Genomic DNA, 14,319 nt, shown 5'->3' on the forward strand with positions numbered 1-14,319 from the left:
GGCGGCGGATGGGAGCGGGCTTGTGAACACCTGGGCAACCTGGACCACTCAGGGCATTCTCTCCGGCCACGGTGGTGTGCGGACCGTGGAGATCGGCGTCATCACCGGGGACCTGACCCTGCACACGATGTGGATCGACGGCGAGGCGCGGCTGACGGTGCAGTACAGCGGCGCCCTCGACTGGTTCACCGTCGAGGGCAGCCCCGTGGCGGCGGCCGACGAGGCCGCGGCGCGCGAGGTGCACCAGCACATGGTGGAGGCGGCGAAGACCGGCGGGGGTGCGACCGCGCCCCGGGCCTGAGCCGGGCGGACGCGGCCGGGCCGCCACCGACGGACTGTCGTCGGTGGCGGCCCGGCCGTGTTGCCGTGCCTACGGGCAGGAGTAGGTGAACGCGGCCTCGGCGGTGCGGCCGCCGCCCGGCTTCAGCACCTCCAGCTTCGCGGTGGCCGCGGCCTCGCCCTGGCCCTGGAACGTCCAGCGCAGCGTCACCTCGGTGCGGTGGCGGCCCCGCAGGACGTGCTGGGTGATCGGCCCGGAGTCGGTGCCGTCGCTGCGCACCCAGCGGTACGTCACGTCGCCCTCGCCGCCGTCGGTCTCCAGCACGCCGACGATCACGGCGGTGCCGTCGCAGGCCGGTCCGCCCTGGGCGACGGCCGCCACGCCGACGACCTCGGTCGAGCGGCCGTAGCGGTCCCACAGCAGGTAGCCGAGCAGGGCCAGCAGCAGCACCAGCGGGACCAGCAGCCACCGGTCCCGGCGCCGCCGGGGCGGCTCGGGCTCCGCCGCCGGGCCCTCCCCGTGCCAGACGGCGGCGGCCCGCGGCGGCACGCCGGGGCCGTACCGGCGCAGGGCGGCGTCGGCGGGCACCGCGTCCGCGACGGGAACGGGCGCGGGCGGTGGCGCCGCGACCGGCGGCGTGGGCACCGTCGCGGCGGGGTCGATCCGGACCGTCTCCTCGGCGTCCGGCCCCGCGGGGTCGATCCGCACGGTCGCGGCGGGGACGGCCTGCGGCGGGGCCAGCCGGAAGGTCTCCTCGTCGGCGGGCCGCGGCTGCGACTGCGGCGCGGCCGGACGCAGCATCACGGTCCGGTCGTCGCCCTGCGGTCCGGCGGGCCGCAGCCGCACCGTCTGCTCGGGGACGGACGGCGCCTCGGGCTCGAGCTGCACGGTCTGCTCGGTCTGTTCAGGAACAGGAACAGGAACAGGAACAGGAACAGGGTCGGGGGCGGGGCCCGGCGGAGTCGACGGGACGTCGGGCCGCGCGGGCCGGCGCACCGGGCCGAGGCGGAAGCCGGGGTCGGGTGTGTTCGGCGAGTCGGTCATCGTCGTTCTCCGGTCAGGTGATGCAGAAGTAGCTGTAGGTGCCGGTGGTGGCGGGCGCCGAGGAGGCGGGGTCGCTGGTCACCACCACGTAGGCGGTGATCGTGCGGCAGCCGAGCGGGAAGGGGCTCTTCACCGGCGTCGGCTTGCCCGCCGCGACCGGGCCGGACTTGGTGACGGCGACCGGCCTGCGCGTCCGGTCGTTCGCGTCGTACCAGGTGAAGGTGAGCGTGGCCGGGCCGCTCCCGCCGACGGTGGCGAGGACGGACGCGCCCGCCCCGTCCAGGGTCGCCCTGGTCAGCGTCACGGTCGTCGCGGGTGGCGGGGGCGTGGTCACCGGGGGCGGGGTCGGGGGCGCGCTCGGGGCGGTGGTGGTGCCGCTGGTGGGTGGGGCGGCGGTCTTGGGCGGGGCGGCGGTGGGGGGTTTGGTGCTGGTGGAGGCGGTGGGGCTGGGGTCGGCCGTCGGGGAGGTGGTGTCGGTGGGGGTGGGCGGGGCCGACGGGGTGGGGGTCGGGGTGGTGGGGGTGCCGGGGGCGGGGGCGAGGAGGCTGGTGGTGGCCTGGGGGGCGGCGACGGGCTGGGGGTCGCCGACGGTGCCGGTCTCGCCGGCGACGGCGACGGCGCCGAGTGCCCCGACGGCGATCACCAGTGCGCCGACGGTGGCGAGCAGCGGTCCGCGCAGGCGGGGACGGGGACGGGGCTTGGGGGCGAGCACGGTGGTGGCGTAGGAGGTCGCGCCGGGCGGGACGCCGTCGCCGAGCGGGGTGGGGAGCAGCAGCGGGAGGAGGGCGACCAGGGCGGCGAGGCGGCGGCGGCCGCGTTCCTCCCAGTCGGCGCCGTAGGCGGCCCCGGCGAGGGCCTCGAGTTCGTGGACCAGGGCCTCGGCGCCGGCCGGGCGCTGTTCGGGGGTCTTGGCGAGGCCGGCCCGGATGAGCGGGCGGAGCGCCTCGGGGGCCTGGGTGTCGGGGATCTCGGCCTCGGTGTGCTGGACGGCGAGTTCCATCAGCGTGGTGCCGGCGTAGGGCTTGGCGCCGGTGAGGCATTCGAAGAAGGTGGCGGTGGCGGCGTACACGTCGGTGGCGGGCGAGGCGGCCCGGCCGGCCCACTGCTCGGGGGCCATGTAGGCGGGGGTGCCGGCCACGGTGCCGCCGGTGCCGGTGCGGACGGCGATGCCGAAGTCGACCAGCTTGGACTCGCCGTCGACGGTGACCAGCACGTTGCCGGGCTTGTAGTCGCGGTGCACGACGCCGGCCCGGTGCGCGGCGGCGAGGCCGAGCAGCGAGCCCTTGAGGACGACCAGGGCGGCTTCGGGGCCGGTCTCGCCCTCGGCGCGCAGCAGGTCGCGCAGCGAGATGCCGTCGACGAGTTCCATCACGATGGCCGCGCCGTGCGGGCTCTCGACGTACTCGTAGAGGCGGGTGACGTGCGGGCTGTCGAGGGCGGCGAGCAGTTCGGCCTCGACCCGGAAGGCGTCCTGTTCGGGGTGGTCGCCGAGCAGGTACTTGACGGCGACGGGCGTGCCGGTGGCCCGGTGGTGGGCGAGGACGACGCGGCCGGAGGCGCCGGCGCCGAGTTCGCGCTCGTGCGCGTAGTCGGGCAGTTCCCAGCGGGCGTCCTGCGGTGGCGGGTCCGCGGGTCTGCCGGTGGGCCGCTGGTCGTTCGTCATCTGTTCCACCCCCGTCGCCCCCGTGGGTCCGGGGGCGCCTGTCGTGCGTGCGGCGGCGTGCGCGGGTGCACGGCCACCGTGAGTGACGCGTCCCCGTCCGGGCGGGTTCCGGGGCGGGGGCGCGGGAAAGTCACGATTCGGTTCTTTCGTACACCGTGCACGGCTGACGGCCCGTCAGGGCGGTCGGTCCGTGCACGGTGACGTTGTCGCGCCGGTCACGGAGCGTGCTGCCGGTGGCCGTGCGGGGTCGGTCGTCGCGCGGAACGCCGACCGGTCCGGCGCGCGGCCGCCCCGCATCCTAGCGTTGCGACGGGCGGCCGGCGCGGCCGGTCGAGGATGGCCGGGGGCGGGTCAGGGAAGGTCGCGGCGGCGGCCGGAGTCGGCGGCCTCGGCGGCGGCGGAGCCCTGGTGGATCAGCTGCCGTCCGAGGGCGTCGAGGGCGCGGCCGACGGCGAGTTCCTCGCCGATCGCGGGGTCGGCGGGGTCGTGGTGGCTGCGGTGGGCCTCGGCGTCGGCCTCGATCAGCCGGAGGCCGGTGTCGAGGACGGCGTGCGCCTGAGTGAGGTCGCCGACCTCGACCACCCGGAGCCGGACGTTCCACTCGGTGCGGTGCGGTTCGGGGACCGCCGGGCGGGCGCTCACCGCCGGTCCTCCTGCTGCGGGGGCTCGGCGGGCCGGTCGCCCTCGGCCCGGGACTCCTCCTGGGCGTGCATGGTCTGGTAGGAGGTGACGCCTTCCTCGGGGTCGGCGGCGCGGACGTCGTCCTCCTCGCGCCGGGCCTTGTCGTCGAGCCGGTCGTTCATCCCGGACATGCTGGGCTCCTCGCTCTCGGCCCCCTCGGTTCCCCCTGCTCCTCCAGCCTGCTCCCGGCCGCGGGATCGGTCGAGTTCGGCGAGCAGGTCCGGGTTGACGATGCCGACGATCGTCCGGACGTCCTCGGGCGCGGCGGCCGGCCAGAGCACGGCGCGGGCGGCCCGGTAGCGTTCGGCGAGCCGGAGCCGGTCGGCCTCGGGGAGCCGGGCGGCGCGGTCGGCGCGGGAGTTGTGCGCGTTGTCGGCGATCTTGACCAGGGTGGCGTCCGGGTCGGCGACGATGCCGCGCAGCATCTGCGCGTACGCGGTGCCGGGCTGCCGGGTGACCAGGCGGACGGTGGCCACCACGGCGGCGGGGACGCCCGCGGCGAGCAGGTCCTCGGCGGTGAGCGGGGTGTCCTCCAGGACGTCGTGCAGCAGCGCGGCCATCTGCCGTTCGGCGCCGAACGGGGCGAGGCCCGCCGCGACGGCGCGCACGTGCTCGACGTAGGGCACCCCGATCCGGTCGTACTGGTCGGCGTGGGCGCGGTCGGCGAGCGCGTCGACCTCGGCGAGGGTCAGGTCCGGCACGGTGGGCTCCCGGGGTGGTGGATGATCGGTCGTCGGGGAACATCGGGGAACGGCGAGAAACGGCGGGCAACGTCGAGGGACGGCGGGGAACGGCGGGGAACGGCGGGAAGCACAGTCTGCTCGACGCCCCGGACAGCGACCCGACCGGTGGAAGGTGGAAGGTGGAAGGAGGTGGTCGCGGGTGCGGGTGACCCCGATCTCCCAGGAGCGTCTGGTCGAGCTGCTGGCCGGACGGATCGACGGCCTGGCCGGGGACGACCGCCGGCTGCGGGTCGCGGTCGACGGCGCGGCCGCGGCCCGGCCCGAGCTGCTGGCGGACGCCCTGGTGGAGCCGCTGCGGCTGCTGGGGCGGCCGGTGCAGCGGGTGTCGGCGGGCGGCTTCCTGCGTCCGGCGTCGATCCGCTTCGAGTACGGCAAGCAGGACCCGGACGCCTTCCACGACCTGTGGCTGGACCAGGGCGCGCTGCTGCGCGAGGTCCTCGACCCGCTGGAGCCGGGCGCGGACGGCCGGCTCCTCCCCTCCTACTGGGACCCGGTGACCGACCGCTCCGCCCGGGCCGGGTACGTGGAGCTGCCGCCGCGCGGGGTGCTGCTGCTGGACGGGTCGTTCCTGCTCGGCCGCTGGCTGCCGCTGGAGCTGACGGTGCACCTGGCGCAGTCCCCCGCCGCGCTGGCCCGCCGCACGCCCGCGGCGGAGCGGTGGACGCTGCCCGCGTACGAGCGCTACCGGGAGGAGACCGATCCGGTGTCGCTGGCCGACCTGACCGTCCGGGTCGAGGACCCGCGGCACCCGGCCCTGGTCGAGCGGCCCTGACGGTCCGTCGGCCCGCGCGGGCGTCACTCCGTCGGGGCCGGTCCGCGCTGGCAGCGCGGGCACCAGTGGGCGACCCGCCCCTGGTCGTGCCGGGCGGTGCGGATCGGCGTGCCGCAGCGGACGCAGTCGCGCCGCGTCCGGCCGTAGACCCAGTGGCCGCAGCCGGGGCGGGTGTCGCCGGTGGTGATGTGGCCGGGCCGGAGCCTGTTGGCCTCCAGCAGTTGCCGGGCGCGCTCCAGCAGCCGGTCGAGGTCGGGGAGGTCGGCGACCGGCGTCCACGGGGTGACCCCGGCGAGGAAGGACAGCTCGACGGCGTAGACGTTGCCGATCCCCGCCAGGTTGCGCTGGTCGAGCAGGGCGGAGCCGATCGGGCGCTGCGGGGCGGCGAGCAGTCGGCGGCGGGCCTCGGCGGCGTCCCAGCCCGGGCCGAGCAGGTCGGGGCCGAGGTGGCCGACCGCCCGGTGCTCCTCGGCGGTGCGCAGCAGTTGGACCACGGGCAGCCGGTAGCCGACGGCGGTGGCGCGCTCGGTGCCGAGCAGCGCCCGGACCTGGAACGCGGGCCCGCCGCGCCACCGCTCGCCGGGGCGGAACAGCTCCCAGCGGCCGTCCATCCGCAGGTGGGTGTGGAGCGTGACGCCGCCCTCGAACCTGGTGAGCAGGTGTTTGCCGCGCGGTACCGTGCCGAGCACCCGACGGCCCGTCAGGTCGGCGGTGGCGTGGGCGGGGACGCGGAGTTCCGCCGCCGTCAGGACCTGGCCGGTGAGCGCCTGGTCGAGCCGGTGGGCGAGGTGGTAGATGGTGTCTCCTTCGGGCACTCCCCCATCATGCCGCCCGCCGCCGACACCGCCCCGTCGCCGCCCCACCACCGCCCCACCACCGCCCTGGCGCGGTCCGGCTGGGAAACTTGCTGGTCAACGGCCCTGCCCTGCCCTAGGGTCGACCGAATGACGATCATGCATGAGGTGGCCGGGGACGGCCCCGCGGTGGTACTGCTGCACTCCTCCGTCGGCGACCGGCGGATGTGGGACGGCCAGTGGGAGGCCCTGCGCGCGGCCGGCCACCGGGTGGTGCGCTGCGACTTCCGCGGTTTCGGGGAGTCCCCCTGCGCGGACCGCCCCTACGACAACGTGACGGACCTGGTGGAGCTGCTGGACGGGCTCGGCATCGGGCGGGCGGCCCTGGTCGGCGCCTCCTTCGGCGGCCGGGTCGCCCTCCAGTTCGCGGCCCTGCACCCCGAGCGGGTCGGCTCGCTGACGCTGCTCTGCCCGGCCCGTCCCGGCCACGAGGCGAGCGCCGAACTCGAGGCGCTGGACGACCTGGAGGTCGCCCTGGTCGAGTCCGGGAAGCTGGACGAGGCGATCGAGCTGATGGTGGACACCTGGCTCGGCCCCGACGCCGACGAGGCGGCCCGCGCGCTGGTCCGGGTGATGCAGCGCAACGCGTACGAGGTGCAGTTGGCGCCCGAGGTGGAGATCTCGCCGACCCCGGTCGAGGTCGACCTGCGGGACGTGACCGCGCCGACCCTGGTGTACTCGGGCGCCCACGACCTCCCGGACTTCCGGCGGATCGCCGCCGACCTGGCCGGGCTGCTGCCGAACGCCGAGCACCGCGAACTCCCCTGGGCGGGACACCTCCCGGCCCTGGAGCGCCCCGCCGAGACGGCGGAGCTGGTGCTCGCCCACCTGGCCTCGGTCACCGCCGGGCCTTCCTGAGCACAGCCGACCTCCGGGTGGAGAGGCCCGGCCCGGCCCCACCGGCGGGCGGGCGAAATCCCGACGCACGCGCGGGCGTTCGAGCAGGCGTTCGCGGGTTAGAACCGGCGTCCGGCCGGGCACATGGTTGCTACCTGGGACGCGGGGAAGCGCCGGTGGGCACGGCCGGGCCTCCCCGCCAGTCTGCGCGGAGGTGGTTGATGGACGGACCCGCACTCTCGGCGCGTGAGCTACTGATGCTCCAGCAGATCGAGGCCGAGCTGGGGAACGATCAGGAGCTGGAGCACGCACTGCGCACGATGCGGCTGCCGAGGACGGCGCGGCTGCGACGCGCGCTGGCGGCCAAGCCACGGATCGTCGTGGTGACGCTCGCGTGCTGCCTGGCCCTCTCCTTCGGCGTGCTGGGCCTGGCGGTGACACTGAACGCCCCGGTGCTGCTCGGGGCCGTGATGACGGCCTGGGTGGTGCTGCTGGCGGCGCTCACGGTCACGGCGCGCGTCCGCCGACGCCGGAGGCGCCGATAGGTGTGCGGTCTGGGGGGGGGGGGGCGGGGGCGGGGCGCCCCCCCCGCCCCCGCCGCAGACCGGTCACAGGCCGGGTCACAGGCAGGGGAGGCCGGTGGTGAGGCCGTCGAGGGCGTGGGAGCAGGGGCAGTCGCGGGTGGTGGGCAGCGCCTCCAACGCCTTGAACAGGACCGACCGGAGCCGGTCCACGTTGCGGGCGAAGACCTCCAGTACTTCGGCGTGGGTGACGCCCCCGTCCACCGCCCCCCACCTCCCCCACCAACAGGACGTCACTCGGCGGACCGTACCGCGTCTCGACACGCACCTCCACCACCTCGTCCAACAACGCGTACAGACCCGAACCACCGATCACCCCCAACTCGGCAGCCGGAGCGAGCGACGAGTGGATGTCGGGCATGGCTCTCCTCGGTTCTGCCGGTGGGCCGCGGCCCGTGGACACCCTCCCCGCCCTACGAGCAGTCAGGTCGCCCGTCCGGGAAGGCGGGCCCGGCCCGGGCCCCACGGGCCGGTCCCCGCCCGTCCGGGGCCGCGTACAGTGACAGCACTGGTCGAGTGGCAGGAACGGGACGGGTGTGATGGACGGGAAGGTGGCGGTCCACTCCGGTGGCGGCGGGGCGACGGCGGCGCACCGGGCGCTGTCCTGGCGGGCGCTGCCGCCCGCGCCGGACGCGGCGGTGCTGGTGCTGCACGGCGGGCAGGAGTTCGGGGCCGGGCCTCCTCCGGCGGTGAACCTGCCGGGGCTGCGGATGCTCCCGTTCGCCAAGGCGGTGGAGCGCGGGGCGCTCGCCGTGCCGGGCCGGTCACTGGCGGTGGGCACCGTGCGGTACCGCTGCCGGGGCTGGAACGGGGACCGGGCGGACGCGGCCCGGGACGCGGAGGCCGCCCTCGCCGACCTGGTCGAGCGCCTGGGGCCGGTGCCGACCGTGCTGATCGGCCACTCGATGGGCGGGCGGGCCGCGTTGCGGGCCGCCGCCGACCCGTGCGTGCGCGGCGTGGTGGCCCTCGCCCCGTGGTGCCCGCGGGACGAGCCGACGGAGCACCTGCGGGACCGCTCCGTCCTGATGCTGCACGGCGACCGGGACAAGGTCACCCCGCCCGCGGACACCGACCTGTTCGCGCTCCGGGCCCGCGACCACGGGGCCCGGGTGGCCGGCTACCGGGTGTACGGCAGCGGCCACACCCTGCTGCGCCGGGCCGGGGAGTGGCACCGCGGCGCGGCCGCGCTCGCCCTGGGCCTGCTCGGGCTCGGCCCGCTGCCCGCGGAGGCCGCCGCCGCGCTCGCCCTGCGGGACGGCGCCGGGGACGGGCTGCACATCCCGCTCGCCACCGGCCGGCGCTGACCCTCCGGGGCCGGTCGGGGCCGGTGGGGCGACGGGCGGGTGACCGGGCGGTGACAGCTGGTGCGGAACCGCCTCCCGGCTCGACTCGGGCGGGCCGGGGGCGCACACTCCGGTGGGGGGAGACGTCCGCCGAGCGACGGCGCCGACCGAGGAGGAGGACCCGCCCATGGGGATCAGGCTGACCACCGATCGGCTCGTCGTCCGGGACTGGACACCGGACGACGCCGAGGCCGCGCTGGCCGTGTACGGGTCGACGGACGTCGCCCGCTGGCTGACGCCCGTGATGGACCGCGTCGCCGATCCGGAGGCGATGGCCGCCGTGCTGCGGGAGTGGGCCCGGCAGCAGGCCGAACTGCTGCCGCCGCGCGGCCGCTGGGCGGTGGAGCGCGTCGAGGACGGGCGGGTGGTCGGCGGGCTCGGCATCCGTCCGCTTCCCCCGTACGAGGAGGACCTGGAGATCACCTGGCAGCTCGCCCCGGCGGCCTGGGGCCACGGCTACGCCACCGAGGCGGGGCTGGCGCTGCTGCGCTGGGTCTTCACCCAGGACATCGAGGAGGTCTTCGCGGTGGCCCGCCCGAAGAACGACCGGGCGCACGCCGTCGCCAAGCGCCTCGGGATGCGCTGGGTCGGCGAGACCACCAAGTACTACGACCTGAATCTCCAGGTCTACCGCATCCGCCCGGCCGACCTCCCCTGAGGGCCGCGCCTCCGCGGCACCGCCCCGGGGCCGACCCCCGACGGGGGTCGGCCCCGGAGGTGTCACCAGTCCGAGGCGGTGGCGCCCAGGCCGAGCAGGACCTGGTCGAAGCCGTTGCCGTCGCCGTCGTCGGTGTAGGAGAACGTGAGGGCCCCGAACGGCGAGGAGGCGACGGCGAGTTGGTCCTGCCGTCCGGTGGTGTCCCGGCTGACCGACCGGACGGGGAGCCGGCCGGTGAAGGTGCCGTCGGGGTTGAGGCCGCGGGCCCGGACCGCCGGGTCGGGGCCGGTGACGCTCCAGCCGACCACGGCGTCGCGCTGGTCGTCGATGCCGACGGCGGGGCTGCCGACCGCGCCCCCGGTCCCGGCCCCGTCGGAGACCTCGACCTCGGCCGACCCGGGGGTGCCGTTCGCGGTGAAGGACCGGGCCCAGACGCCCCGGGCGCCGGTGTGGTCGGACTCCCAGGCGACGGCGAAGTCGCCGTTGAAGTCGGCGGCCACGGCGGGGTGCTGCTGCTGTCCGGCGGCGACGCTGTTGGCGCTGCGGCGGGTGAGGGTGACGGCCCCGCCGGCCTTGGCCAGCCCGACCAGGCCGATCTGGTAGTAGCCGTTGCCGTCGGTGTCCTCGTCCCAGACCACGAGGGCGTCGCCGGAGGCGGAGGTGGCGACGTCGGGGTTGTGGTGCGCGCCGCCGGTCGCGTTGACCGTCACCTCGTAGGACTTGGCGGTGGTCCCGGTGAACCCGGCGGCCCTGACGGTGGCGGGCGCGGTGCCCTGAACGTCCTCCCAGACCACGGTGAACGCGACGGCGGTGGTGCTGCCGGGCGCGCCGTCCGGGTCGACGGCGACGCGCGGGTGGGTCTGCTGGCCGTCGGTGTCGGCGTTGGCCCGGCCGGAGCCGAGCAGTGCGCCGGTCGGGGAGAGCACCCGGTAGGCGATGTTGTAGTAGCCGTTGCCGTCGGGGTCCTCGGCCCACACCACGACGGCGTTGCCCCGGTCGTCGAGCCCGACGTCGGGCTGGAGGTGCCGCCAGGCGGTGCCCGCCGTCCCGCCGTTGGAGAGCTTCTGCTCGTAGGCCGAGGCGCCGTTGCGGTACGTCCGCACCCACACGTCGGTGTGGGTGTCGTCGTCGGGGGCGGTGGTGTCGCGGTCGTCCTCCCAGACCACCGCGGTGTCGCCGATCCGGTTCGCGGCGACCGCGGAGGTGTCCTGGTCGCCGGTGGCGTCGCTGTTGGCGGTGGTCCAGGAGGTGGGTCCGGCCGCGGCGGCCGGGGCGGCCAGGGCCAGCAGGGCGGTGCAGGCGGCGGCGAAGGCGCCGAGCGCGGAGGGCTTACGCATCGGTCAACCCCGGCTGTCCGTCGTGGAGGAGGAAGGTGCGGGCGGTGGTGGCCGCCGCGCCGTGCTCGGTCACCGTCGCCACCGAGCGGAAGTCGGCGGTGATCTGCGCCGGGGTGATCCGGGTGCGGACGTAGCCGCGCCGGTCGGAGTAGAAGCGCAGGTGCGGGTTGAGCGCCCCGTTGGGGATCGCCGTGGTGGCGCTGCCGTTGCCGCCGCTGGTGACGGAGGTGCAGACGAGTTCGGCGCCGATCGTCGCGGAGGACGGGTTCGCGTAGTCGGCCTTGAGGTCGTTGGCCCAGGAGGAGTGCACGTCGCCGGTGAGGACGACGGGGTTGCGCACGCCGCGGTCGACGATGCCCTGCTGGATGCGGGCCCGGCTCGCCCGGTAGCCGTCCCAGGCGTCCATGTTCGTCGCGCCCGCCGCGTTCACGTTACGGGCGAAGAACACCTGCTGGCCGATCAGGTCCCAGGTGCCGAGGTGTTGGCCGAGGCCGTCGAGCAGCCAGGCCTCCTGGGCGGCGCCGGTGATCGAACGGTTCGTCAGGTCGGCGTCGGCGCAGACCTTGGTGCCGTCGCCGCAGGCCTGGTCGTCGCGGAACTGGCGGGTGTCGAGCATGTGGAAGGTGGCGAGGGTGCCCCAGCGGACCCGGCGGTAGAGCTGGATGCTGTTGCCGACGGGCGCGGCGGCGGCGCGCAGCGGCATGTTCTCGAAGTACGCCTGGTAGGCGGCGGTGCGCCGGGCCGTCCACTGGGCGGCCGTCAGGACGGGGCTGCTGTCGGCCCGGACCATGTTCGCGTAGTTGTTCTCCACCTCGTGGTCGTCCGGCACCACCAGCCAGGGCGCGATCGCGTGCGCGGCCTGCAGGTCGGGGTCGGTGCGGTAGAGGGCGTAGCGGCGGCGGTAGTCGGCGAGCGAGACGATCTCGCTGCCGAGGTGCTGTCGGACGCCGTTGGCGGTGGCGCCGCCCTCGTAGATGTAGTCGCCGAGGTGCAGGATCAGGTCGGGGCGGTCGTCGGCCATCCGGCGGTAGGCGGTGTAGTAGCCGCTCTCGTAGTGGGCGCAGGAGGCGAAGGCCATCGTGAAGTCGCGCCCGACGGTGGTCGGGGACGGCGCGGTGCGGGTGCGGCCCACCGGGGAGACGAACCCCTGGGCGCGGAACCGGTAGTAGTACTCGGCGTCGGGGGCGAGGCCGCCGGCCAGCACGTGCACGGCGTGGGCCTGGGCGTAGCGGGCGGTGGCGGTGCCGGAGCCGACCAGGGTGGTGAAGTTCTGACTGGTCGACACCTGCCAGTCCACGGCGACGTCGGCGTCGGGCATGCCGCCCTGGCCGTCCGCGTCGGTCGGTGAGGGGGCCAGCCTGGTCCAGAGCACCACGCTGCTGTCGTCGGGTTCGCCGGAGGCGACGCCGAGCGTGAACGGGAAGGGGGTGGCGGTGGCGGCCGACGGCAGGGCCGTCGCCCGGAGTTGGAGCGCGGCGGCGCCCGCGGTGGTGAGCCCGCCCAGGAGGAAGATGCGGCGACTGAGGTTGCTCATGACAACCCATGCTGGCGGTCCGGGGTGAACTCCCGTCCCCGCGCCGGGGTCGCGCACGTGACGCGGCGGCGGCGCGCGCCCTCCGGGGCGGGCCGGTCGCTCAGTGGACGCAGAACTCGTTGCCCGCCGGGTCCTGGAGCACCACCCAGGTGAGGCCGGGGACGCTGTGCTCGCCGACGACGCTCGCGCCCAGCGCGACCAGGCGCGCCACCTCCTCCGCCAGGACGGTGCCGGGCGGGACGCCGAAGTCGACGTGCGCCCGGTTCTTGCCCCGCCGCTCCTCGGCCACCCGCTGGAACCCCATCGCCACGGGCTTCGCCCCGACGATGACGAAGTCGCCGTGGTCCTCGGCGATTTCGCCGCCCAGCGCGGTGGCCCACCAGCGGGCCAGCTCCTGCGGTTCCGCGCAGTCCATCGTGATCATCGCTGCAGTCAGACTCATGGTCGGCACCCTAGCCGGGCCCTCCGACAGTCACTCCGGCCGACCGTGCGCGGGGGCGCCGTGCTGCCGGGTCATGCCCCGACCCTGCCGGGTCGGGGCGCGTCCGGGCGAGTCGTTTCCGGCGGACCGCTTCCCGGCGGGCCGCTTCTCGGGCTACTTCTCGGCGGGGAGCTCGTAGACGTGGCCGGGGGTGGCGATCTCGGTGACGGCCTTGGCGAACAGGGTGCTGGGCTCGTTGCCGTCGTGGATGACGTCGGTGTTGAGCAGGATCACCAGGGTGGCGTCCTGCTCGGGCAGGTACACGGTGACGGTCTCGTAGCCGGGCAGCGAGCCGTTGTGGCCGACCCAGCCGCCGACCCGGAACAGGCCGAGCCCGTAGCCCGCGCCGTCGCCGAAGCCCGGGACGGGGACGAACTTCTCCCGTTCGGCCTGGGTGGCGGGGCTGAGCAGGGTGCCGGTGGCGAGGGTCTTCGCCCAGTGGTGCAGGTCGTGCAGGTCGGAGATCATCGCACCGGCCGCCCAGCCCCAGGACGGGTTCCAGTGCGTGGCGTCCTCGACGTCCCCGCTCAGGGTCTGGTTCGTGTAGCCGTGCGCGTACGGTTCGGGCAGTTCGTTGCCGGCCGGGAACAGCGTGCGCCCGAGCCGGGCGGGCGCGACCACGCGCTCCTGGACGAAGTCGCGCAGCGGCATCCGTCCGAGCTTCTCGACCAGCAGGCCGAGCAGCACGGTGTTGGTGTTGGAGTACTGGAACTGCGTGCCGGGCGGGAAGACGTTGGCGTGCTTGAAGGCGTAGCCGAGCAGTTCCTCGGGGGTGAAGGGGCGGTAGGGGTCGGAGAGCAGCGCGTGCACGAAGTCGTCGTCGAAGGTGTACGAGTACAGGCCGCTGCGCATCTCGGCGAGTTGACGGATCGTGATGTGCTCGCCGTCGGGGACGCCGTCGAGGTAGCGGGCGATCGGGTCGTCGAGGCCGAGCAGGCCCTGGTCGACCAGTTCCAGTACGGCGGTGACGGTGAAGGTCTTGGTCTCGCTGCCGATCCGCAGGTGCAGGCCGGGTGTCATCGGCCGCCCGGTCTCCCGGTCGGCGACGCCGGTGGAGCGGACGTAGCTGCCGCGGCCGGGCATCCAGAGGCCGACGGTGACGCCGGGGGTGCCGGTCTCCTGGCGGACCTGTTCGATCGCCGCGTCCAGGCGGGCGGCGAGCGCCGGGTCGAGCGGGCAGTCCTCGTCGGGGGTGTGCTGGGCGGGTTGCAGGATCGGCCGGGTGAAGGGGGTGCCCGGGCCGGTGACGGGGGCGGCGGCCGCGGCGGTCGGGGCGAGGGTGCCCAGGGCGAGCAGGGCGACGGCGAGGCGCCGGGCGGTGCGGCGGCGGGTGGCGGCGCGGGGGCCGGCGGTGCGGGGGCGGGCCATGGTGGGGTGTGTCCTCCGGTGCGGGTGGTGACCTGTTCAGGACAGGTCACCACCCGCGCGGGGCGCCGGGAGCGCGCTGCGCGGCGCGGGTCGGCGAGTCCACTCGTGCGGCGGGGCGCTGGGCCCGCGGCCGCGCGCCGGGC

14 protein-coding genes and 2 pseudogenes are annotated in these 14,319 nt (G+C 75.8%); 6 read left to right on the plus strand and 10 right to left on the minus strand.

The window, feature by feature from the left end; genetic code table 11:
* Positions 1-22: 22 nt before the first annotated feature.
* On the plus strand, positions 23-301 hold the full coding sequence (locus tag ACIQBJ_RS00450) for a hypothetical protein (protein WP_400701005.1): 279 nt from the start codon (positions 23-25) through the stop codon (positions 299-301).
* 69 nt (positions 302-370) lie between these two features.
* Here the strand turns inward: ACIQBJ_RS00450 and ACIQBJ_RS00455 are convergent, their stop codons facing one another.
* The 4 genes and pseudogenes from ACIQBJ_RS00455 to ACIQBJ_RS00470 form a co-directional block, all read right to left on the minus strand.
* Positions 371-1,168 carry a hypothetical protein gene (locus ACIQBJ_RS00455; RefSeq protein WP_400701008.1) on the minus strand — a complete coding sequence of 266 codons (798 nt, stop codon included), beginning with the start codon at positions 1,166-1,168 and terminating at the stop codon, positions 371-373.
* Positions 1,169-1,337: 169 nt separating this feature from the next.
* Positions 1,338-2,987, minus strand: coding sequence for a protein kinase (locus ACIQBJ_RS00460; RefSeq protein WP_400701010.1), 1,650 nt, complete (start codon positions 2,985-2,987; stop codon positions 1,338-1,340).
* A 351-nt stretch (positions 2,988-3,338) separates the two neighbouring features.
* Positions 3,339-3,629 (minus strand): dsRBD fold-containing protein, encoded by a 291-nt coding sequence (locus ACIQBJ_RS00465; protein ID WP_400701012.1) that lies wholly within the window; start codon positions 3,627-3,629, stop codon positions 3,339-3,341.
* Positions 3,630-3,871: 242 nt separating this feature from the next.
* Positions 3,872-4,369: pseudogene (locus tag ACIQBJ_RS00470) on the minus strand (HD domain-containing protein); the annotation flags it as partial.
* A gap of 181 nt (positions 4,370-4,550) precedes the next feature.
* Here ACIQBJ_RS00470 and ACIQBJ_RS00475 point away from each other — a divergent pair.
* Positions 4,551-5,183: a uridine kinase gene (locus ACIQBJ_RS00475; RefSeq protein ID WP_400701015.1), complete on the plus strand. Its 633-nt coding sequence runs from the start codon at positions 4,551-4,553 to the stop codon at positions 5,181-5,183.
* 23 nt (positions 5,184-5,206) lie between these two features.
* Here ACIQBJ_RS00475 and ACIQBJ_RS00480 read toward each other — a convergent pair whose 3' ends face one another.
* Entirely contained in the window at positions 5,207-5,998 is a 792-nt protein-coding gene (locus tag ACIQBJ_RS00480; RefSeq protein ID WP_400701018.1) for a DNA-formamidopyrimidine glycosylase family protein, read from the minus strand.
* Between the two features lie 129 nt (positions 5,999-6,127).
* Here ACIQBJ_RS00480 and ACIQBJ_RS00485 point away from each other — a divergent pair, with 129 nt between their 5' ends.
* Together ACIQBJ_RS00485 and ACIQBJ_RS00490 are read left to right on the plus strand one after the other, a co-directional pair.
* Positions 6,128-6,895: an alpha/beta fold hydrolase gene (locus ACIQBJ_RS00485; RefSeq protein WP_400701021.1), complete on the plus strand. Its 768-nt coding sequence runs from the start codon at positions 6,128-6,130 to the stop codon at positions 6,893-6,895.
* A gap of 236 nt (positions 6,896-7,131) precedes the next feature.
* Positions 7,132-7,419, plus strand: a complete 288-nt coding sequence (locus tag ACIQBJ_RS00490) for a hypothetical protein (protein WP_400701024.1) — start codon at positions 7,132-7,134, stop codon at positions 7,417-7,419.
* Between the two features lie 75 nt (positions 7,420-7,494).
* Here the strand turns inward: ACIQBJ_RS00490 and ACIQBJ_RS00495 are convergent.
* Positions 7,495-7,650, minus strand: a pseudogene (locus ACIQBJ_RS00495) (5'-methylthioadenosine phosphorylase); the annotation flags it as partial.
* A gap of 344 nt (positions 7,651-7,994) precedes the next feature.
* Here ACIQBJ_RS00495 and ACIQBJ_RS00500 point away from each other — a divergent pair.
* Together ACIQBJ_RS00500 and ACIQBJ_RS00505 are read left to right on the plus strand one after the other, a co-directional pair.
* Complete coding sequence (locus tag ACIQBJ_RS00500) at positions 7,995-8,759, plus strand: alpha/beta family hydrolase (protein WP_400701027.1); 765 nt, start codon at positions 7,995-7,997, stop codon at positions 8,757-8,759.
* Between the two features lie 166 nt (positions 8,760-8,925).
* A complete protein-coding gene (locus ACIQBJ_RS00505) occupies positions 8,926-9,456 on the plus strand; it encodes a GNAT family N-acetyltransferase (protein ID WP_400701030.1) in 531 nt (176 codons plus the stop codon).
* Positions 9,457-9,518: 62 nt separating this feature from the next.
* On the opposite strand, the gene ACIQBJ_RS00510 is transcribed toward ACIQBJ_RS00505, so the two are convergent.
* From ACIQBJ_RS00510 to ACIQBJ_RS00525, 4 genes are all read right to left on the minus strand, one after another.
* Complete coding sequence (locus ACIQBJ_RS00510; protein ID WP_400701033.1) at positions 9,519-10,793, minus strand: hypothetical protein; 1,275 nt, start codon at positions 10,791-10,793, stop codon at positions 9,519-9,521.
* Positions 10,786-12,327 carry an alkaline phosphatase D family protein gene (locus tag ACIQBJ_RS00515; protein ID WP_400701036.1) on the minus strand — a complete coding sequence of 514 codons (1,542 nt, stop codon included), beginning with the start codon at positions 12,325-12,327 and terminating at the stop codon, positions 10,786-10,788. The genes ACIQBJ_RS00510 and ACIQBJ_RS00515 overlap by 8 nt, the downstream gene beginning before the upstream one ends.
* A 100-nt stretch (positions 12,328-12,427) precedes the next feature.
* Positions 12,428-12,769 (minus strand): VOC family protein, encoded by a 342-nt coding sequence (locus ACIQBJ_RS00520; protein ID WP_400701039.1) that lies wholly within the window; start codon positions 12,767-12,769, stop codon positions 12,428-12,430.
* Positions 12,770-12,922: 153 nt separating this feature from the next.
* Positions 12,923-14,176, minus strand: coding sequence for a serine hydrolase domain-containing protein (locus ACIQBJ_RS00525; protein WP_400701042.1), 1,254 nt, complete (start codon positions 14,174-14,176; stop codon positions 12,923-12,925).
* Between the last annotated feature and the right edge of the window lie 143 nt (positions 14,177-14,319).

The organism is Kitasatospora sp. NPDC088391 (genome assembly GCF_044753345.1).
GTDB lineage: Bacteria > Actinomycetota > Actinomycetes > Streptomycetales > Streptomycetaceae > Kitasatospora.

Excerpts from the sequence above, each read along its gene's own strand:
- ACIQBJ_RS00510 (WP_400701033.1), bottom strand. The coding sequence starts at position 10,793 with ATGCGTAAGCCCTCCGCGCTCGGCGCCTTCGCCGCCGCCTGCACCGCC.
- ACIQBJ_RS00525 (WP_400701042.1), bottom strand. The coding sequence starts at position 14,176 with ATGGCCCGCCCCCGCACCGCCGGCCCCCGCGCCGCCACCCGCCGCCGC.
- ACIQBJ_RS00485 (WP_400701021.1), top strand. The coding sequence starts at position 6,128 with ATGACGATCATGCATGAGGTGGCCGGGGACGGCCCCGCGGTGGTACTG.
- ACIQBJ_RS00515 (WP_400701036.1), bottom strand. The coding sequence starts at position 12,327 with ATGAGCAACCTCAGTCGCCGCATCTTCCTCCTGGGCGGGCTCACCACC.
- ACIQBJ_RS00460 (WP_400701010.1), bottom strand. The coding sequence starts at position 2,987 with ATGACGAACGACCAGCGGCCCACCGGCAGACCCGCGGACCCGCCACCG.
- ACIQBJ_RS00520 (WP_400701039.1), bottom strand. The coding sequence starts at position 12,769 with ATGAGTCTGACTGCAGCGATGATCACGATGGACTGCGCGGAACCGCAG.
- ACIQBJ_RS00505 (WP_400701030.1), top strand. The coding sequence starts at position 8,926 with ATGGGGATCAGGCTGACCACCGATCGGCTCGTCGTCCGGGACTGGACA.
- ACIQBJ_RS00500 (WP_400701027.1), top strand. The coding sequence starts at position 7,995 with ATGGACGGGAAGGTGGCGGTCCACTCCGGTGGCGGCGGGGCGACGGCG.
- ACIQBJ_RS00490 (WP_400701024.1), top strand. The coding sequence starts at position 7,132 with ATGCTCCAGCAGATCGAGGCCGAGCTGGGGAACGATCAGGAGCTGGAG.